Source organism: Gemmatimonas groenlandica, from assembly GCF_013004105.1.
GTDB classification, from domain to species: domain Bacteria; phylum Gemmatimonadota; class Gemmatimonadetes; order Gemmatimonadales; family Gemmatimonadaceae; genus Gemmatimonas; species Gemmatimonas groenlandica.
The window spans coordinates 32,000-50,537 of the sequence record NZ_CP053085.1 but is presented as its reverse complement, the minus strand read 5'-3'; the positions used below and the strand labels follow the sequence as shown (position 1 = coordinate 50,537).

The window sequence follows — 18,538 nt, the reverse complement described above, 5'->3', positions numbered from 1 at the left end:
CGCGTACGCCGAATGGGGTATGGCGAGGGCGCAGGAGCCGCCCGCGCACTCAGCGCCGAGTACCCGTAGGGGGTAGGTGCGACCGCTCCGAGTGACATACTGCAGGACTCGCCGAACGCCCGACGCGCGGCGGGGTGTGCGCGCGTCATCATGCCTGTGCGCGTGCGGGCGCAGCCACTGCGAGCCGATGCGGCTCCAGGTGTCCCGATGCGGTACTCGTCAACAGCGTTCGGCGAGACTCGACGCTCACGTAGATGCCACGGACCGACGACACAGCGTCGGACCGTCACGAGCAACTGAGGAACATCCATGACCCGCTCTGCCGACGACAGGCCGTCCGCGCGCGGTGCAGCCATCGCCCGTTGGGGGCCGACCCTGCTCCGCTGGTATGTGGCGGCCACGTTCCTTGGCTTCCACGGACGACACAAGGCGCAGGAGCTGATTGTCGGCAACCGCGCGTTCGTTGAAACGGTCGCTGCATTGGGCTTCCCTGCGCCTGCTGCCTTCGCGGCGCTCGCCGTTGGGGCTCAGCTTGGCGCTGGCCTATGCCTGCTGCTCGGGCTCGCGACGCGACCGGCCGCCGTCGCACTTGCGAGCACCATGGTCGTGGCCGTCATCGACAAATGGCCGCTCGGATTTCTGGCGCTGGAGCCAGCGCTCACGTACATCGTGATCGCGGGAGCCCTCACGCTCACCGGCGCCGGTGCGGTCGCGATGGATACGCGACTCGAGCAACCTGCATGGGAATGGTTCGCCCGGCACGCGCGCGCCGCTCTCCGATCGTGCCGACGATTCGGCATCAGCTCGGTGATACTGCTCGGGATCGCTGTCGCCACCGCGAGCCTGCGTGCTCCGGCCGCTGCTGCGCAATCCCCATCATTGGGAGCGATCGAGTTGGGCGGCGAGGTGCGCTTGTTCATGGAACGCTATGGATGGGAAGACTTCGGCGTCGACGCGATTCCTCGTGATGCATACCTTCTGCAGCGCTACATGCTGCACGCCCGCCTCAGTCGTCCAACGATCTGGCTCGCGCCAGCAGCATTTCTGCAGTTGAAGAGCGGGCTGGCGAGCGGACGTGAGGGCAGTGCGCGGCCGGCAGACGTGGACCGGTTGGACGTGCATCAGGCCTACGTCGAAGTCGGAGGCGCAGCGCGACGGCGCCGTGTTGCCCTGCGCCTCGGTCGACAAGAGTTGTTTTATGGGTCCGCACGCCTGATCAACTTCCGCGAAGGCGAGAACGTGAGACAGAGCTTCGACGCGGTGCGCTTGTCCGTCAGCGGCTGGGCGGGACCGCGCTCACCGCGGCAAGACCAGGCGCGCGTGGACATCTTCGTCGCCTCGCCGGCGATGACGCGGCGCGGCGTCTTCGACGACGGGATCGACCGCACACGCACGCTGTGGGGGGCGTACGCCGCAGGTCTCAGGGTGCCCGGCGCGACGAAGAAAGCAGGTCTTCGCGTCGACGGCTACTACATCGGACATTGGCGACGCGGGGCACGGTTCGATCAGAATGCGAGCGGCCCGCCACGGCGTGAACTTCGCCACACCCTGGGCACGCGGTTGTGGGGAGCCGTCGCGCTCAACGGAACGGTTATCGACTACAACTGGGAGCCGATGCTGCAGTTCGGAGCATTCGGCGATGGCCCCGCGGCGGGCCGCATACGTGCGTGGACCCTGGCCACAGAGACTGGTGTGCGCTGGCCGCACACGCCGTTGTCACCACGAATCTCACTGCGGGCGGACGTCGCAAGCGGTGACCGCGATCGCGACAACGCGGACCTGCAAACGTTTCATCCACTGTATCCGCGCGGCGACTACTTTGGTCTCCTCTCACCCGTCGGCCCCGCGAATGTCCGCGACCTGCACCCGCGACTGGAAGTGGAGCCCTGGCGGGGGGCGTCACTCTCCGTCGAGTGGCTCGTATACTGGCGGGATAGCGCCGCCGACGGCGTTTACAATCCGGTGGGCGTGCCACTTCGCACGGGGGCACGAACGTCGGCACGCTTCGTCGGCCATCAGCCCGGCGTGGAGCTGGAATGGGAGGTCAACCGGCGTGTCACCCTGCTGGCGACAGCGGGCGCATTCGTGGTGGGCCCGTACGTGCGGGAGACAGCGCCGGCGAGCGCGCGTCGCAACATCACGTACCTCGGCGGATATGCTGCGTATCGGTTCTAGCAAGCTCACGCCGAGTCCGTCGCCCACACATACGCGATCTGATGTGCGCCGCGTCGAAATTGGTCGAAGTGAAAACGCTGCGTCAATACACGGCGATGAGATGCGTAACGGCTGGAGGATCGACTCCGCGATGAAACGCACGCACCTTCCGCTGCACGTCCTCATCGGCAATGCTGACACGCGCGTGCTGCCGCAGATGCTCATCCCAGGTCGGCACCGTGAACTGCTCGACGAACCGCTCCGGACGCGAGAGGTCATTGGCGAGTTGCCAACGCACCGCCCCGCTTCGCATTCGCGCGGCACGCATCTCACGCATCGCGGCGGAGAATGCGACGCTCGACCCGGGATCGATCAGGTATTCGGTCATCACTACGACAACGCGCGTGCCGCGTTCGGGCGCACCGCCGGGTGACGATTCGGGCATCGGCCAGTGGTGCGACGGCGACTGGTCGGAATGGCCGGCCGTATGCAACGGGTACCTGCGGGCGGTCGTGAGGCCGAGCACAAGGCCGCAAGCGGCGATGACGAGTGACGCCGAGCTTCCCAGGAGTTCAGCAACGGCGCCCCACACGATGCTGCCTCCTGCCTGACCGCCGAAGAACACCATCAGGTACACCGCGAGTGCGCGCCCCCTCACCCAGGACGGGACGGTCGCCTGCGCGCTCGTCTGGAGCGTGGAGAGCAGCGTGAGCCATGCCGAGCCCGCGAGCAGCAACGTAACGAACACCACGAAGTAACTGTTGCTCGTCGCGAGGACCAGCAGCACGACTGCGTAGGCAAGTGTCGCGACGACGACGAGGCGTTCAATCGAATACCGGCGCCGGAGAACCGGCAGCAGCACCGTCGCACTCAGCGCACCAATACCGATGGCTCCGAGCAGCAGTCCGTAGCCAGCGACGCTCGCGCCCAATCGTACGCGGGCAACCAGCGGCAACAGGGCCCACAGCGCACTCCCGAAGGCAATAAACGCCAGCGTCCGCACGAGTACCGTGATGAGCGGGGGCGTGTTTCGCACGTAGCGCAGCCCGACGCCGAGCGCCGCCACGAGGGGTTCGGGCGGCAGCACGCTCGGTGGCACTGAGCGTCTCCACCAGACCAAGGCAGCGGTTACTCCCATAAATGTGACCGCGTTGATCAGGAACGCAGGGGCCGGACCGTTCGCCGCGATGAGCAGGCCACCGACGGCGGGACCGATGGCGCGCGCCACGTTCACGCCGGCGCTATTAAGGGTGATCGCTGCCGGAACATCGACGGTCGCCACGAGTTCGGGCACGATCGCCTGCCATGCCGGCGCGGTGAGCGCCGCACCGATGCCGAGCACGAACGTCATGACCAACAGTGTCGCCGGTGTCGTCCTACCGGAGAGCGTGAGCAAACCCAGCACAAGCGCCGCGATCGTCATCCACAACTGTGCAGCGATCAGCACGCGTCGTCGGTCGAGCACGTCCGCCAGGACACCCGCGGGCAACGCGAGCGCAAGCACCGGCATCGTTGTGGCTGTCTGAACGAGCGACACCATGATCGGTGACGGCGTGAGCCCCGTCATCAGCCACGTGGCACCTACGTCGTGAATCCACGTGCCCGTCGTGCTCACCACGGTAGCGACCCACAGCACTCGGAAGGCGGGGCTCCCGAACGGGCGAAGTGCAACCGATGTCACTAGCGCGGTAGGGCCGTCACGCCCGAACCGCGCGCGCGCCTTCCTGATCGGGGCTGAACAACCATCCGGCGAGGAGCGCGGTCAGGCGCGGCATCACGACCCAGGTGAGCATAGAGACCGAGATCGCAGTGGTCAGTCCGACGCCGAGCACGAGTGGAATACCCTCAGGCATGACAACGCTGAGCAGGAGCACCTGCGGCATCAACGCGCACCACGTCACCAACGCCATCTTCCACCGTGGCGCGACACGCGATCGGTGCCCAGGCGCCGTAAACCAGGTTTCGAGGCCGCTGCGAACGATTGGCCAGTCTACCGCGGTTGAAAGCGTATCTCCGTCCGCGCTCAAGGCGACGACCTCGTCGGACTCGCGCCAGCGGTCGAGTGCTTCCGGACTCGCGAAGCGCACGAGCACGAAGTATTCGCCGCCGCCAGCGTCCAGCACACTCGAGCCCTCGTGCGCGTTGGCCGCCGACGCGCTGTGGATCAAGGCACGCACCCAGACCTCGAACTCGCGCTCCCTACCGGGTCGCACGCGTCTCTCGATCACGAGCTTGGCGGGCGGTGACACCGACGCACCGCGCGGGTGATCGGTAGTGGGTGTCATGCGCTCATCGTGTAACCCTATCGCCGTACCGTTTCGAGTACCACTCATCGGATACCTCTCGAGTTTACGCGTATGAATTCAAGATCTCGTACCGCGCTAGAACACGAAGCAGTCGCAGCCGCTGCCGGCGAAGCCGACGGCGCCGAGCCCATGGCCCCCGTGTGCATGATTCGAGTGTCGACGCATGCCCGCGTTGGGCGGGCCATGGCACGCATGGCCGGAAGGGGCCCCAACGGGGGTATCCTCTCGGTGCGCGACAGGTGACCAGTCGGGCCGCACCGGTGGGATCGGTGGGGCGAGTTGCGCATAGGGGCCGGCAGCATGCACAACCCGTCCATTCACTACCGTCAGCAGCGAGTCGATCCGCTTGATTTCGTCCTCGGGCACGCTGAAGAAGTCGCTCGACAGCATCGCGAAATCCGCGAGCATACCGGGCGCGAGTGTTCCCTTGTCCGCGTCCTCACCTGAGAACCACGCACTGCCGTGCGTAAAGAGGCGCAGCGCTTCGAGACGGCTCAATCGGTTGCGCCGAGGATGAATGGCGGTGCCTCCCACCGTACGTCCGCTCACGAGCCAGTAGAGGCCGACCCACGGGTTGTAACTGGCAACACGCGTCGCGTCCGTCCCCGCCCCCACGCGCAGTCCCATCTCGAGCATCCGCCGCACTGGCGGTGCGGCCTCGGCCGCTGCTGCGCCGTGACGTGCCACGAAGTGTTCGCCCTGAAAGGCCATGCGGTGCTGGATGGCTACGCCACCGCCAAGCGCAGCGGTACGCTCGAGGCTGCGCGGTGAAATCGTCTCGGCGTGGTCGAACCACCAACGAAGTCCGTTGAAGGGCACATCGCGCTCCACCCGCTCAAACACGTCGAGGAATCGCGCGATCGATTCATCATAGGTAGCATGCAGTCGAAACGGCCACCGCTGCGCCACGAGGTGACGTACCACCGCCTCGAGGTCCGACTCGAGGGTCGGAGACAGGTCCGGCCGTGGTTCGAGGAAGTTTTCGAAGTCGGCCGCAGAGAAGACCAACATTTCGCCCGCGCCATTCATGCGGTAGAAGGCGTCGCCATCGCCTGGCCGTACCAGACCGGCCCAGCGCTGGAAGTCGGACAACTCTCCACCCGGCTTCTGCGTGAAAAGGTTGTACGCGATGCGCACCGTCAGCTCACCGCTCGCGTGCAGTGCCTCGACGACCCGGTAATCCTCCGGGTAGTTCTGAAAGCCGCCACCCGCGTCGATCACACTGGTGACCCCCAGCCGGTTCAGCTCCCGATTGAAGTGGCGCGACGAATTGACCTGGTCGTCGAACGACAGGCGCGGTCCCTTGGCGAGCGTCGAGTAGAGGATGCTCGCATTGGGCTTCGCCAGGAGCAGCCCGGTTGGATGCCCTGCCTTATTCCGCTGGATCTCCCCGCCTGGTGGATCCGGCGTGTCGCGCGTGTAGCCTACGGCGGCCAGCGCAGCGCGATTCAACAGCGCGAAGCCGTAGAGGTAGAGGATGAACACCGGTGTTTCGGGGGCGGCCGCATTGATCTCGTCGAGAGTCGGCAACCGCCGCTCGGCGAACTGGAACTCGTTCCAGCCGCCAATGACGCGCACCCAGTGGCCGGGCGGCGTGCGCGCAGCCTGTGCCCGCAGCATCCGCAGGGCGTCTGCGAGCGCTGGAACGCCGTCCCACCGCAGCTCGAGATTGTAGTTAAGGCCTCCGCGGATACTGTGGATGTGCGAATCGATGAGCCCCGGAATGACGGTGCGGCCCGCAGCATCGATCTCGAGCGTCCCTGCACCGCGATACGGTTCGATTTCTCGCGCTGAGCCGACTGCCAGCACACGACCGTTGTGCGCGGCGAGTGCAGCGCCGTTCGGCCGCTGCGAATCCATCGTGTGGATGCGAGCGTTGGTCAGCAGCAGGCTGGCGACGGTCATGTCGGTACGCCAGCAACAAGGCGAGGCGTATACGGAGGCCACGGCGTCGTCGCGCCGCCATGGACCATCGTGGTCGCATATTCAAGACCCACGCCGTAGGCACCACAGTGGGTCTTCACGATGTCGACGACTGCATCGTATGTCTCTCGGATAGCCCAGTCACGCTGCCATTCAAGCATGACCGAGAGCGCCGTGACCGGCTTTGCGCCGGCCTGAACGACGCGCTGCATCGCATTGCGGTGCGCCAGTTCACTCACGTCGCCGCATGCATCCTCGACCACGAACACGTTGAAGCCATCGTGCAGCGCCTGGACGGTTGGCAGGGCGACACACGTTTCCGTCCAGAGTCCGGCCAGTACAAGATTGCGCCGGCCGGTTGCGAGTATCGCGCGTTGAAAGTCCGCATCGTCCCACGCATTCATGGAACTACGCTCGATCGGCGTATGGTCCGGGAACACGGCCTGCAGCTGCGGCAGGAGGGCACCACTGAAGCTTGAACTCTCCACGCCCGAAAGCACCGTGGGCACACCAAAGGCGCGTGCGGCCTTTGCAAAAACCAGGTTCGCATCGATGATGGACTGGCGGTCCGCACTGGCGACTCCGAAAACCATCTGAGGCTGAATATCGATGATGGCAACCACCGAGTTCTGCGGGGTAAGCAGGCCTTTCTCGGTGAGTGCACGACGACCATTCGCGTTCGACACATCAGGCTCCAGTTCGGGGAGGAAGCAGTCGACGGAGAATGCCACTCCCCCCGGCGCCGCGAATCCTCCATCCGCCCGGTCTTTCGGTACCTCGATCGGATGATCGACTGGTCACGGCCGCCGCGGCTTCTGTGGGGCGCATGAAGTTCCCTCACGTCGCAGCGCACGCGCGCTCGTCGATCGGTGATCACGCGGTGTGCGCTCAGACCGGCGAACCGGTCGCTCCCGTGAACAACTCCCGGCTACGCTCCCGCCCGCCCCCCAGATCTACGCAGGCAATCACGGACAATGTGCCGTCATCCGTGGTGAGGTCCCCCAGCGCGAGCTCAGCATCGCCATCCGTTGCGCGGATCTCTTCCAACAAACGGCCTGCGCGCCCCACGTCTCGGCCGTGAATCACGACCTTCACACCTTCGTACGCCAACATCCTTGCAATCTCTGCACCGATGCCCGAGCTACTGCCGGTCACCAGCGCGCGTTTGCCTGCAAGTGTCAGATCCATACGTTCCCGCTACGCTACTGACGCTGAGGACTCGACCAACGTGAAGACTCACTTGCTTCGACGATCGACCATCGTACCCTTCTGCTCATAGACAAAGGCCCTCATGAGTTGCTGAAACCCTTGCTGAATCTGCTCCTCGGCGGCACTGCGCTCTCGTAGAAGTCCTTCCATTCCCGCAATGAAAGGCCGTTCGATACATCGAGCGATTGAATTTTCATCGTTCTGCCCTGGGACACGGGGTGAATGCGCATACTGCCCAGCGCCATGGATGATTTCGCCGGTGCAGAACGTCCACCAAATTTCTCTGCCATTCTCGGGGATTTGGCGTCGGGAGTCGCCGGAGGGTTACGCTGCCGCATTCATGCGACGTATCTCGCGTCGAACGGCCTGCGACAGCGTCCCGACAGAGAGAGGCTTGCTTAACGTGCGGATGTCGCGATGGTCGTGCGCTTCATCCATTTCACGGCCGGTATAGCCGGTGACGAACAGCAGCGCCTGATGTGGATGACGCGCACGTAACTCATCGGCCAGCGCCGGCCCCGTGAGCTCCGGCATCACGACGTCTGTCACGACGAGATCCACACGTCCCGCAGGACCGCCTGCGTCCTCCCAGATTCGCACGGCATCCCGCCCGTGTCTGGCCGATAGCACGACGTATCCGAGGTGCGTCAGCATGCGGCTGAGAGCGACTCGTGCATACCCCTCGTCCTCCACAACCACGATGGTTTCGCCCTGTCCCCGCACCGGACTTGGTGTGCCGGTGTCCGCGCTGATGCGACCTGACTGCGCGGGTAAGAGCGCTTTGAAGATCGAGCCAATCCCCTTGCGGCTGACCGCAGTAACAGCGCCGTGCATTCCGGTCACGATGCTGCGTACTGTCGCGAGACCCAGGCCGGTTCCACGTTCAGCTGCCTTCGTGGTGTAGAAGGCGTCGAAGGCGCGCGCCAACGTGGCGTCGTCCATCCCCATACCCGTATCGCTCACCGAGAGCTCGACGTACTCGCCCGCCCTTGGAAGTTGCATCCGATCCGCCATCGCACCGTCGACGGCGCGTATTGCCGTCTCGAGCGTCAACACTCCGCCCTCCGGCATCGCGTCGCGCGCATTCGCTGCAAGGTTCAAGAGGACCTGCACGAGTTGCCCCTGATCCGCGAGCACGCCTACTCCCGGCGCTCCAGCCAGCGCTGCGACTTCGATGTGACTGCCAACGAGTCGCCTTAGTAGCGGCTCCGTATTCTCAACGAGAGCGTCGATGACAACGAGCTCGGAGAGGGGGAGTTGTTCACGACTGAAGCGCAACAGCTGCCGTGTCAGCAGCGCTGCGCGTTCCACGGCCACTTCGATCTGACGGGCATCATCAAGCGCCGCGTACATCTCTGGCGGCAGGCATTGTTGCAAAAACATCGCGCTGGAGCCAATCACCGTCAGCAAGTTGTTGAAGTCATGCGCGATACCGCCGGCGAGGCGCCCCATCGCCTCCATCTTCTGCGTTTGGCGCAGTCGCGATTCCATCAACTGTCGTTCCGCTATGTCCACAGCAACACCAACCTCGCGGTCCGGCCGACTACTCATCGGGCTGTGTCCTTTCGTGCCGTCTCCGTCCGTGCATCCCCTGCGACGTGCGGCATGGCTAGTCTGTCTATTGACTCACGACGCGAACCGAGGAGATCAACTTCGAATTCAACCTCGGCCGCCTGATGCCACGTCAGCTCAGCAGCAGTAACGGGCCGGAGCATTAAGTCGAACGCGAGCCATAGGAGCTTCGAGAACGGGAATCCGACGACAACCAACGCCAGCGTGAGTGTTGGCAGCCCGTACTCCAGCAGATCCCACGGCACCACGTCCGTGACCAAGAGCGTGATCGCCAGGAACGCGTAGTTCACCAATCCGACCAACGTAAACAACACGAACATTGACCCCGTGAACGCGTCATGTTCGCCGCGCTGCAGCCGGAGCCCACAGGTGCCGCATTTCACGCGCAGAGTAATCAGATGATCGAGCACAGGCCCCCGCCCACAATGGGGACAGTGCAACCGCAGCGCGCGCGTAAACAAACGAAGGGCCCGCCCCACGGACGCAAGCTCTAAGCCCGCCTCCGTCTCCATTCCGGTGTGTTTGCCATGCCCTGCTTGCATACGACCTCTTAGTAGTGGAGCTTCGGAACAGGTCATGGGCAATTCCGGGGCCACTCACTGGGGTGCCGAGCAGTGATGGGCAAGTTGTTGCGTGATATGCGGTTCGAGAGCGTCCGCGACTTCGCGCGCAACAGTCGCCGACAACGGTATTTCGTAACGTTACGATTAGTCGTAGCTTGACGCTTGGACACGTTGACTCTCTTCACGCGTTTGATGACTGCTGGCACTCCGACTCCAATCGAACCCGCATCGCGGCGGCACCTTGACGCGTTGCGCGACATCACCGCGCGGATAACGGCCACGCGTGACCTCGACGACGTACTGGCGAGCATTACACGCGGGTTGGTGGAGAGTTGCGACGCTGTGCTCGCACGCATCTGGCTGTTGAGCACGGACATAGAATGCCCGGTGTGCAGCGCGCACGGGCCCGTTCCGGCGAGGGGGGCGGACGAAGGCCCCGTAACGGCGGCGCTCCACCTGCGTGCGAGTCACGGGTCGCACACGAATCTCGCTGGGCATTATCATCGGATTCGCGTCGGCGCATTGAAGATCGGTCAGATCGCAGCATCGCGCACACCGGTGTTCTGCAACAATGTCTTCGACGACGATCGATTCGTGGATAAGCAATGGATTGAGGCGCAGGCCATCCGCGCTTTCGCGGGCTACCCACTGATCTTTCGTGACGAACTACTCGGCGTTATCGGAATCTTCTCGACCGGCGCCATCTCAGAGCACGATTTCCAGGACCTACAGATCTTTGCGGATCAGGCAGCGACGGCAATCAGGAATGCGCAGCTTTTCGCCGAGATCGCACACCTGAATGGCCGACTGGCTCTGGAGAACGCCTATCTGCAGCAGGAGATACGCGAGGAGGGAGGCTTTGAGGACATTGTCGGGGACAGTCCGGCACTTCGTGCGGTGTTGCACGAGATCGAACAAGTTGCCAGGACCGACGCGACGGTTCTGCTCACCGGCGAGACAGGTACCGGAAAAGAGCTGATTGCCCGCGCCATTCATCGAATGAGTCGGCGCTCGGCCCACACCCTTGTAAAAGTGAACTGCGGCGCCTTTCCCGCTGGACTTGTCGAGAGCGAATTGTTCGGGCACGAAAAGGGCGCGTTCACTGGTGCGCTACAGCAACGCATTGGCCGATTCGAGCTGGCGGACAAAGGTACGCTCTTTCTCGACGAGGTTGGCGAACTCCCCGCCGACGCGCAGGTGAAGCTCTTGCGCGTGTTGCAAGAACAGGAGTTCGAGCGCGTGGGAGGTGCGCGATCCATCCGCGTGGACGTGCGTGTCGTAGCCGCGACAAACCGCGATCTCGCGGATGAAGTAAAGACCGGGCGCTTCCGCGCAGATCTGTACTATCGCCTGCACGTATTTCCCATGCGCGTACCTGCGCTTCGCGAACGACGGGGCGACGTGCCGCTTCTCGTGCAGCACCTGCTCATGCACTTGCAGCGCAAACTCGCAAAGCCGCTCCGCGCGATCACCGCAGAGAGCATGACCAGACTCGAGCGGTATACCTGGCCTGGAAACGTGCGCGAGTTGCAAAACGTGCTTGAACGCGCCGCGGTACTGGCGCGCGGCCCGATTGTGGACGTGCCGGACCCGAACACGGGCGCGATGGTCCAAGCCCCCGAGCACACAGTATTTGCGTCACTCGAAGACGCAGAACGTACGCACATTCGCGAGGCGCTTCAGAGAACCGACGGTGTCATCCACGGTCCCGGCGGTGCTGCCGCGCTATTGAAGGTCAACCCCACGACGCTCCGCTCCCGGATGGAACGCTTGGGGATACTGACGCCCCGCCGCCGTGAGTTCCCCTCGGAGGGTAGGCCGTGACTTCCACGTCGTCGAAACCGCTCTCCATACGCGTTGTCGTGATGGGGAGCACGTTGGGGTCGGCCGACCTCAGCACGCGTTGAGTCCGGTTCAGGGCTGCGAAAGATGGCCGGCCGCGCGATCGGCCAGCAGCAGCGCGCGGTCGGAGCGAACCCGACCGGCTGGAATCGTCTGGTCTCCAGCCCGCAGTCGGTTGAGCATGGGGGCTTTGCCGGCGCCAGTCACGACCCAGAGGATGCGTCGGGCGTGAGCGAGCACCGGGTACGTGAGCGTCATGCGCCGGCGGCCGCCGTATTCGCCGGTGACGGCGACTGCGGTCGCTGCCTCGTCGAGCACCGGGTCGTTCGGGACGAGGGACGCGGTGTGTCCATCCTCGCCGAGGCCGAGATGCACGAGGTCGAACACTGGAGGGTCACCGGCAACGGCGCGAATGCTGTCGGCGTAGCGACGCGCTGCGTCTGCGTAGTCGGGCATTTCCACAGGCATGGCATGAACCGCAGCTGGTGGTTCAGGCACACGGTCGAGCAGTGCGTGCGTCAGGTGGGTCAGATTGCGCTCGATGTGACCGGCAGGCGCGATCCGTTCATCGGTCTGGAAGAGTTCGACGGCGGACCACTGCACGTGCAAGTCGGCCAGATGGCGTAGCATCAACCACGGCGTGGTGCCGCCGCTGATCGCGAGCAAGAACCGTCCACGCGCGGTCACCGCCTCGCGCGCCGCGTCGGCGATGACGTCGGCCCCCCGTCTGGCCACGGCGTGCACGTCGGCAAGGATTTCCTCGCGCATGTCTTCAGTGTCCGCCGAGATGACAGATCTCGTGCCATTGGCGGATGACCCGATCATCGAGGTAGGTGCCCAGCACGCTGAGAGAGGCGGTGTCCAGCAGCAGTCCGGCGCCGGCGCTTGGCGGATGTCCGAGCCATCGCGCCGCGAGCACCCGGAGCAGGTGACCATGCGCGGAAACCGCGACGTCACTGGCCAGTGCAAGTGCCCGTTCGATCACCTGATCCGCGCGGCGTGCAACCTCCGCAGGCGATTCACCGCCCGGACCGCCGTGCACCCAGACACTCCACCCCGGATGTGCGCGCCGGATTTCAAGCGTGGTCTTACCTTCGAACTCGCCGTAGTCCCATTCCTGCAATGTTGTCATCGGTCGACCTCATACCACCCGCCGGGTATGAGTTCGTCGGATTCCTCGGGTCCCCAAGTGCCGGGTTCGTAAAGGATGGGGACGCCGTCCTCCAGAATCGGATCGACAATGCGCCAGGCCTCCTCCACGTAGTCTTGACGTGCAAAGCGAAACGTCTCGCCATGCATCGCATCGCCAAGCAGTTCAGCATAGGCATCGGTTTCAGCGCCTTCATGTTCGTGACGTGTTGCCAGCTCCAGTCGATGACCGCTGGCAACGCCTGCCTCACGCACCGTGGCGCCCAGCGCGAGCTCGAACTTCGGGCCGAGCTGGAAGCGCACATAATTGGAGTGCAGACGCATCCCGCCAATCGGCGGTGGGCGGTGGAGCTTGACCACCACCTCGGTCCGCAGTTCGGGCATCTGTTTTCCGGCGCGGATATAGAATGGAACGCCGTGCCAACGCCATGAATCCACTGCCAGCTTGAGCGCGACAAACGTCTCGGTGCGCGAACGAGCGGCCACGCCCGACTCGTCGAGGTATCCGCGGAACTGTCCGCGAACCACCTGTCTCCGGTCGAGCGGGGCAATTGCCTTCAGCACCTTCACCTTTTCGTCGCGCAGCGTTTCCGTGTCCCGACTGCTCGGCGGCGGTTCCATCGCGATGTTGGATAGCACCTGCAGGAGATGATTCTGCACGACGTCGCGGATTGCCCCGGTTGCGTCGTAGAACGCGCCCCGTCCCGAAATACCGAACGGTTCCGCCATCGTGATTTGTACGCTCTCGACGAACTGTCGATTCCAGATCGGCTCGAGAAACGTGTTGGCGAAGCGGAAGAAGACGAGGTTCTGCACGGCCTCCTTTCCGAGGTAGTGATCGATCCGGAAGATTTGATGTTCACCGAATGATGCGTGAAGAATCATGTTGAGGCGGCGGGCAGACGCCAAGTCGGTGCCGAACGGTTTCTCCAGCATGAGGCGGGTGTTAGCTGGGTCGCCGCTGCGGCTCAACTGCGATACGACGGTCTCGAACAAAGTCTGGGGTACGGCGAGGTAATGCAGCGGATTGTTCACGTCTCCGAGGGTCTCTTTCAGTCGGTCGAACGTGTCCGGTGCGGTGTACTCGCCTTCCACGTATCGCATCAACTGCATGAGTTTCGGAAACGCCACCGGATCCACACCGCCGCCATACTTGATGACGCTCTCTTCCGCACGCTTCTGCAGTGCTTCCAGTGAGCCAGCCCCGCGCGCCATCCCGACTACTGGTACGTACAGGACGCCAGCCTTCACCATGCGTTGCATGGCCGGGAAGATCTTCTTGAAGGCGAGGTCTCCGGTGGCGCCGTAAAAGACCAACGCGCCTGATGGTGTCGGTCTCATTTCTTTTCCGAGTGACCGCCGAACCCTGCGCGCATCGCCGAGAGCACGCGGTTCGAATAGTCGGCCTCACCCCGTGAGGCAAAGCGGGAGAAGAGTGCAGCGGTCAGCACCGGAACCGGCACGGCTTCGTCGATGGCCGCCTTGATCGTCCATCGACCCTCCCCGGAATCGGAGACGCGACCAGCATACGCTGAGAGGTCGGGCGACTGCAGCAGCGCCTCCGCCGTCAAATCGAGCAGCCACGACGTGATCACACTGCCTCGGCGCCACAGCTCCGTGATCTCGTCAAGCGCAAAGTCATACTGATAATGCTGCGGGTTGCCAAGCGGTGTCGTTTCCGCGTCATGCTCCTGGTCGGCGCGCCCGATGTTGGCGTGTCGTAATATGCCCAACCCCTCGGCGTACGCCGCCATCATTCCGTACTCGATGCCGTTGTGCACCATCTTTACAAAGTGTCCCGCGCCGACGTTTCCACAGTGCAGATACCCACGGTCGGCCGTGCCAACGCGATGTGCTCGACCCGGTGTTGGTGCGGCCGCTTCGGTCGGCGGCGCAAGGGTCGCGAAGATCGGCTCCAGATGCGCGACGATGTCGCTCTCGCCACCAATCATTTGGCAGTAGCCGCGCTCGAGTCCGAACACGCCGCCACTCACGCCGACGTCGACGTAGTGCACGCCGGCGGCGGCAAGCTCCTTGGCGCGCCGGATGTCATCCACGTAGTAAGAGTTCCCACCATCGACGATCGTGTCGTTCGGGGAGAGATGCGGGAGCAGATCGGCGATGGTCGCGTCGACCACCCCGGCAGGCACCATCAGCCATACCACACGTGGTGTGTCGAGTTGGCGGGCCAGATCGGCGAAGGAAATCGCGCCATCGGCGCCGTCCTTCACGAGCGCTGCGACCGCGTCGGGCGACCGATCAAAGGCCACCGCCTGATGGCCGCCCCGCATCAAGCGGCGAACCATGTTGGCGCCCATTCGCCCAAGTCCCACCATACCTATGTGCATGTGACCGCTCCTTTGCTCGATGTGTGTCTTCATTTGCGGTACGCCTCCACGCCCCCGCGCTTGAACTCGGTGCTGAACCGTCGGTTCATCCTGGTCATACATCCTTCAAGGGGCTGTTTCGAAGGTCAAACCATTACCCCGTTCTGTCCAGCTGGCGGGAGTCACTTTGTAAAGGGGCACAACTACCGATAGGCGTCCCACGCGGCCACCGCGTGCCCGCCAAACAGCATGCGGTTGATGGCCGGTGACGCCACCGTGGCGGGATAGGTGGGCACGATCGCACTCGCCGCGTCGAGCCGCGCGAGCTGATCAGCGCTGAGCGCGATGTTGAGCGCGGCCATGTTCTCTTGCAGCTGCGACACACGGCTCGCGCCGACGATGAGCCCCGCCACGGTGGGCTGCTGCGACGACCAACGCAACGCCACCGACGCCGGCGTGCATTCGAGCTCCTGCGCCACGGCGGCCACGACCTCAAGTATCGCCCAGTTGCGTTCGGAGAACTTGGTATCGCCAAACGGATTGGCGCCATTCAAGCGACCGTCACTGTCCACCGACGGAGCGGCCGACGCGCTCGCCGACGTATCCGGCAGCGCAAAGCCCACGCCCCGCTGTGCGGCGACCACCTCGCGGCGATACTTGCCCGTGAGCAGGCCACCACCCAGTGGACTCCACGCCAGCAGTCCCATGCCAAGGGCCCGCGCCGCCGGCAACACCTCGTGCTCGACGTGACGCTCCACCAACGAGTATTCGTACTGCAGCGCAATCGGCACCGCACGATCGCGTTCGGCCGCCAGTACCGCCAGCTGCGCGACGTACCACGCCGGTGCATTCGAGATGCCGAAGTAGCGCACCTTCCCCGACGTGACCAGCGCGTCCATGGTGTGCAGCACTTCTTCCGCGGGAGTGACCATGTCCCAGATGTGGATCCAGTACAGATCGATGTAGTCGGTGCGCAGGCGCGACAGCGAACGATCCAGCGCCGCATACAGGTTCTTGGCGCCGTTGCCGCCGGCATTCACATTGCCGCGCGCCCGCGAGAAGCCGGCCTTGGTGGCCAGCACGAGCTGCTCGCGAAGTCCGCGCTCCTCGATGAACCGACCCACCATCTCTTCGCTGCGGCCACCCGAGTACACATCGGCGGTATCGATGAAGTTTCCGCCCGCGTCCACGTAGGCGTCGAACACCGCGCGCGAGCCCTGCTCCGCCGATCCCCAGCGATCCGCGCCGAACGTCATCGTGCCCAGTGCCAGCGGGCTGACGACCAGCCCCGAACGGCCCAGCGTACGAACATTGGTCAGCGACATGCGACTCCTGTTGGTTTTATAGTGAGCACTATGAAACCATAGACCACTTGCCGGCGCCCGTCAAGCGCGTTTATTAGTGAACACTATGGAACCTGAGCGCGCCTCCCTGCCACGCCCCGGCCGGCCCCGGTCGTTCGACCGTGACGCGGCCCTTGACCAGGCCATGTTGTTGTTCTGGCGGCACGGCTTCGAGTCCACGTCGTTGAGTGAACTGACCGCCGCCATGGGGATTACGCCGCCCAGCTTGTACGGCGCGTTCGGCGACAAGAAGGCGCTCTTCTTCGAGGCGCTCGATCGCTATCTGTCGGGGCCGGTCACGTCGACGTCGATCATTGCCGACGCGGCCACCGCGCGTGAGGCAGCCCACGACTTACTTCGCGTGTCCGCACGAGGATTTACCGGCAAACACACGCCACCCGGGTGTCTGCTGGCGAGTTCGGCCATCAGCTGCTCCGACGCCGCGACGGATGTGAAGGAACAGCTGGCCACCATCCGTCGCGGCATCGAGCAGCGACTCAGGAAAAAGATCGCCCACGATATCGACCACGGCATCTTGCCAGACCACGCCGACGCGACCGCGCTCGCCGCCCTGACGATGGCTGTGATTCAGGGCATGTCGACGCTCGCCCGCGACGGAGCGTCGCGGGACAAGCTGCTCAAGATTGTGGAGAGCACGATGCAGGCGTGGCCGGCGTGATTAACGGCGAGCGGCGCCACGCAGCCAGTAGATCACCAAGGCGCATGGCTGAGAAGAGTCCACGGGCCACGCCGCCCCGCGGTACGGCCCAGGCACGTCGCGGTATTCAGCGTACATCTCGAGGGCGATCACATCGTTCGGGCTCCACGCCTCGTCGGGGGCGAACGGCGTGTCCAGAGACTTCGTCATGGGGAGCTGTCCGTTCCACAGCTCAACGAGGCAACGACTCGGCGCGACCCCCACGCGCACCTCATAGCCACTCGGGCCATATCGCGGCACGCGACGCAAGCCGGGCATTCCGTCGAACATGTCCGCCCACGTCTGCGGACGGAGCGCACGGAGCTGCCCGGCATCGCGAAACAGACCACGCCCTGCCGCTCGGCGACATTCGAACCCAACCAATGCGTCGCGAATGCATCGATCCTGATCAGTCCGCGCGCGCAACGTATCCAGCATCTGCGGATAACGACGCAACACGACGACCAAAGCGCTCGCAACGTCCGCGGTTGAAATGCGTTGTTCAGCGGGTCGATAGCCGACCAACCGCACACGGAGGGTATCGACGGTGCGAGGCGGGACCGCCAACACAAAGCGCCCTAATGAGTCGCTGCGCACACGATCCCCAGTGGATGACAGGATCACCTCGGCACCCGCGAGTGGCCGTGCCAATGAATCACGGATAGCTCCGCGCAGCTGCTGGGCGCTGGCGGCAGCGGGTAGGGCGATCGCCGCGGCGCCGATCAGCATGAGCAAGCCGACGATCGGATTATTCATGCAAAGACGATAACGATTGCGCGTTACTTGTCACCACACCACGTCCGGGTAGTACCGGCCCATCTCCGCATCCGACGTGATCAACGGCAGCGAGTGCAACTCCGCGGTCGCCACGATCACGCGGTCGGCCGGATCGCGGTGCGCCCAGTCCAAGTCCAACGTGCGCAACCACGTGCGGACATCCACCGGTGCCAGCACGAGGCCATCCACGAGTTGCAGCCTTTGCACGTACTCCGTGAACGTGACGCCGAGCGAGAGTTGACCGCGCTGCTCCTTGAGGCCGATCTCCCAGAGTGAGATCGCGCTGGCCATCCAGCCGAACGGTGCGGCTGCATCAATTGCCGCACGGGCCCGTTCCGACAGCCGCTCGGGCGCCAAGGTCCAGAACAACAGCGCCGACGTATCGAGCACCACGCGACTCACGACGTTCTCATGACGCCGGCCACTCGGCGTCTGTCGGGGCGTCGATGTCACCCGTCCACGTGAGCTGCCCACGCACGTCGGCAAACGCGTCCCCGACGGACCGTGCCTGGCTGAACGGCACCACTTTCAGCACGGGCACACCATCGCTGGTGACCACCAGTTCCTCGCCCGTCCGCTCCACTTCGCGGAAATACTCGAGCATGCGTGCTTTTAAGGCGCTCTTCGACACTGTTACCATAGTCATGACTATGGTCATACTGACACAGAATGTCAA

General features: G+C 64.2%; 18 protein-coding genes. 3 read left to right on the top strand and 15 right to left on the bottom strand.

Translation table 11 applies throughout. The annotated features are described in order from the left end of the window. Positions 1-309: 309 nt before the first annotated feature. Positions 310-2,175, top strand: a complete 1,866-nt coding sequence (locus HKW67_RS00245) for an alginate export family protein (protein WP_171223478.1) — start codon at positions 310-312, stop codon at positions 2,173-2,175. An 82-nt stretch (positions 2,176-2,257) separates the two neighbouring features. Here HKW67_RS00245 and HKW67_RS00240 read toward each other — a convergent pair whose 3' ends face one another. The 7 genes from HKW67_RS00240 to HKW67_RS00210 form a co-directional block, all read right to left on the bottom strand. Continuing rightward, positions 2,258-3,835: an MFS transporter gene (locus tag HKW67_RS00240; RefSeq protein ID WP_171223477.1), complete on the bottom strand. Its 1,578-nt coding sequence runs from the start codon at positions 3,833-3,835 to the stop codon at positions 2,258-2,260. A gap of 16 nt (positions 3,836-3,851) precedes the next feature. Continuing rightward, a complete protein-coding gene (locus tag HKW67_RS00235; protein WP_171223476.1) occupies positions 3,852-4,439 on the bottom strand; it encodes an antibiotic biosynthesis monooxygenase in 588 nt (195 codons plus the stop codon). A gap of 96 nt (positions 4,440-4,535) precedes the next feature. Continuing rightward, positions 4,536-6,365, bottom strand: a complete 1,830-nt coding sequence (locus HKW67_RS00230) for an amidohydrolase (protein WP_171223475.1) — start codon at positions 6,363-6,365, stop codon at positions 4,536-4,538. Further along, the gene (locus HKW67_RS00225; protein WP_425486265.1) at positions 6,362-7,027 is read right to left on the bottom strand and encodes a hydrolase; all 666 of its coding nucleotides are present in this window, start codon (positions 7,025-7,027) and stop codon (positions 6,362-6,364) included. Before HKW67_RS00225 ends, HKW67_RS00230 begins: the two co-directional genes overlap by 4 nt. Before the next feature lie 244 nt (positions 7,028-7,271). Beyond that, positions 7,272-7,571 carry an SDR family NAD(P)-dependent oxidoreductase gene (locus tag HKW67_RS00220; protein WP_171223474.1) on the bottom strand — a complete coding sequence of 100 codons (300 nt, stop codon included), beginning with the start codon at positions 7,569-7,571 and terminating at the stop codon, positions 7,272-7,274. Between the two features lie 345 nt (positions 7,572-7,916). Further along, positions 7,917-9,143: an ATP-binding protein gene (locus HKW67_RS00215; RefSeq protein ID WP_171223473.1), complete on the bottom strand. Its 1,227-nt coding sequence runs from the start codon at positions 9,141-9,143 to the stop codon at positions 7,917-7,919. Next, entirely contained in the window at positions 9,140-9,676 is a 537-nt protein-coding gene (locus tag HKW67_RS00210; RefSeq protein WP_269141424.1) for a DUF983 domain-containing protein, read from the bottom strand. The genes HKW67_RS00215 and HKW67_RS00210 overlap by 4 nt, the downstream gene beginning before the upstream one ends. A gap of 300 nt (positions 9,677-9,976) precedes the next feature. Here HKW67_RS00210 and HKW67_RS00205 point away from each other — a divergent pair, with 300 nt between their 5' ends. Beyond that, positions 9,977-11,551, top strand: a complete 1,575-nt coding sequence (locus HKW67_RS00205) for a sigma-54-dependent Fis family transcriptional regulator (protein WP_206044547.1) — start codon at positions 9,977-9,979, stop codon at positions 11,549-11,551. Positions 11,552-11,641: 90 nt separating this feature from the next. Here HKW67_RS00205 and pgl read toward each other — a convergent pair whose 3' ends face one another. The 5 genes from pgl to HKW67_RS00180 form a co-directional block, all read right to left on the bottom strand. Then, positions 11,642-12,337: a 6-phosphogluconolactonase gene (gene pgl / locus HKW67_RS00200; protein ID WP_171223470.1), complete on the bottom strand. Its 696-nt coding sequence runs from the start codon at positions 12,335-12,337 to the stop codon at positions 11,642-11,644. Positions 12,338-12,341: 4 nt separating this feature from the next. Next, positions 12,342-12,701, bottom strand: a complete 360-nt coding sequence (locus HKW67_RS00195; RefSeq protein WP_171223469.1) for a histidine phosphatase family protein — start codon at positions 12,699-12,701, stop codon at positions 12,342-12,344. Next, entirely contained in the window at positions 12,698-14,059 is a 1,362-nt protein-coding gene (gene zwf / locus HKW67_RS00190; protein ID WP_171223468.1) for a glucose-6-phosphate dehydrogenase, read from the bottom strand. The genes HKW67_RS00195 and zwf overlap by 4 nt, the downstream gene beginning before the upstream one ends. Further along, positions 14,056-15,066, bottom strand: coding sequence for a phosphogluconate dehydrogenase (NAD(+)-dependent, decarboxylating) (gnd, locus tag HKW67_RS00185; RefSeq protein WP_171223467.1), 1,011 nt, complete (start codon positions 15,064-15,066; stop codon positions 14,056-14,058). The genes zwf and gnd overlap by 4 nt, the downstream gene beginning before the upstream one ends. A 182-nt stretch (positions 15,067-15,248) precedes the next feature. Next, on the bottom strand, positions 15,249-16,370 hold the full coding sequence (locus tag HKW67_RS00180) for an aldo/keto reductase (protein ID WP_171223466.1): 1,122 nt from the start codon (positions 16,368-16,370) through the stop codon (positions 15,249-15,251). A gap of 163 nt (positions 16,371-16,533) precedes the next feature. On the opposite strand from HKW67_RS00180, the gene HKW67_RS00175 reads away from it, so the two are divergent. After that, positions 16,534-17,067 (top strand): TetR/AcrR family transcriptional regulator, encoded by a 534-nt coding sequence (locus HKW67_RS00175; RefSeq protein ID WP_206044546.1) that lies wholly within the window; start codon positions 16,534-16,536, stop codon positions 17,065-17,067. Here the strand turns inward: HKW67_RS00175 and HKW67_RS00170 are convergent, their stop codons facing one another. From HKW67_RS00170 to HKW67_RS00160, 3 genes are read right to left on the bottom strand one after another with little or no spacing between them, the layout of a single operon-like run. Continuing rightward, positions 17,068-17,841, bottom strand: coding sequence for a carboxypeptidase-like regulatory domain-containing protein (locus HKW67_RS00170; RefSeq protein ID WP_171223464.1), 774 nt, complete (start codon positions 17,839-17,841; stop codon positions 17,068-17,070). It abuts the gene before it with no gap. A 30-nt stretch (positions 17,842-17,871) separates the two neighbouring features. After that, positions 17,872-18,264, bottom strand: a complete 393-nt coding sequence (locus tag HKW67_RS00165) for a type II toxin-antitoxin system VapC family toxin (RefSeq protein ID WP_171223463.1) — start codon at positions 18,262-18,264, stop codon at positions 17,872-17,874. A gap of 7 nt (positions 18,265-18,271) precedes the next feature. Beyond that, positions 18,272-18,508: a type II toxin-antitoxin system Phd/YefM family antitoxin gene (locus tag HKW67_RS00160; RefSeq protein ID WP_206044545.1), complete on the bottom strand. Its 237-nt coding sequence runs from the start codon at positions 18,506-18,508 to the stop codon at positions 18,272-18,274. Between the last annotated feature and the right edge of the window lie 30 nt (positions 18,509-18,538).

What these genes read in the sequence shown, in the direction of transcription:
- HKW67_RS00245 (WP_171223478.1), top strand. Translation starts at nt 310, where the DNA reads ATGACCCGCTCTGCCGACGACAGGCCGTCCGCGCGCGGTGCAGCCATC.
- HKW67_RS00235 (WP_171223476.1), bottom strand. Translation starts at nt 4,439, where the DNA reads ATGACACCCACTACCGATCACCCGCGCGGTGCGTCGGTGTCACCGCCC.
- HKW67_RS00230 (WP_171223475.1), bottom strand. Translation starts at nt 6,365, where the DNA reads ATGACCGTCGCCAGCCTGCTGCTGACCAACGCTCGCATCCACACGATG.
- HKW67_RS00220 (WP_171223474.1), bottom strand. Translation starts at nt 7,571, where the DNA reads ATGGATCTGACACTTGCAGGCAAACGCGCGCTGGTGACCGGCAGTAGC.
- HKW67_RS00215 (WP_171223473.1), bottom strand. Translation starts at nt 9,143, where the DNA reads ATGAGTAGTCGGCCGGACCGCGAGGTTGGTGTTGCTGTGGACATAGCG.
- HKW67_RS00210 (WP_269141424.1), bottom strand. Translation starts at nt 9,676, where the DNA reads ATGGAGACGGAGGCGGGCTTAGAGCTTGCGTCCGTGGGGCGGGCCCTT.
- pgl (WP_171223470.1), bottom strand. Translation starts at nt 12,337, where the DNA reads ATGCGCGAGGAAATCCTTGCCGACGTGCACGCCGTGGCCAGACGGGGG.
- HKW67_RS00195 (WP_171223469.1), bottom strand. Translation starts at nt 12,701, where the DNA reads ATGACAACATTGCAGGAATGGGACTACGGCGAGTTCGAAGGTAAGACC.
- zwf (WP_171223468.1), bottom strand. Translation starts at nt 14,059, where the DNA reads ATGAGACCGACACCATCAGGCGCGTTGGTCTTTTACGGCGCCACCGGA.
- gnd (WP_171223467.1), bottom strand. Translation starts at nt 15,066, where the DNA reads ATGCACATAGGTATGGTGGGACTTGGGCGAATGGGCGCCAACATGGTT.
- HKW67_RS00180 (WP_171223466.1), bottom strand. Translation starts at nt 16,370, where the DNA reads ATGTCGCTGACCAATGTTCGTACGCTGGGCCGTTCGGGGCTGGTCGTC.
- HKW67_RS00175 (WP_206044546.1), top strand. Translation starts at nt 16,534, where the DNA reads ATGTTGTTGTTCTGGCGGCACGGCTTCGAGTCCACGTCGTTGAGTGAA.
- HKW67_RS00170 (WP_171223464.1), bottom strand. Translation starts at nt 17,841, where the DNA reads ATGAATAATCCGATCGTCGGCTTGCTCATGCTGATCGGCGCCGCGGCG.
- HKW67_RS00160 (WP_206044545.1), bottom strand. Translation starts at nt 18,508, where the DNA reads ATGACTATGGTAACAGTGTCGAAGAGCGCCTTAAAAGCACGCATGCTC.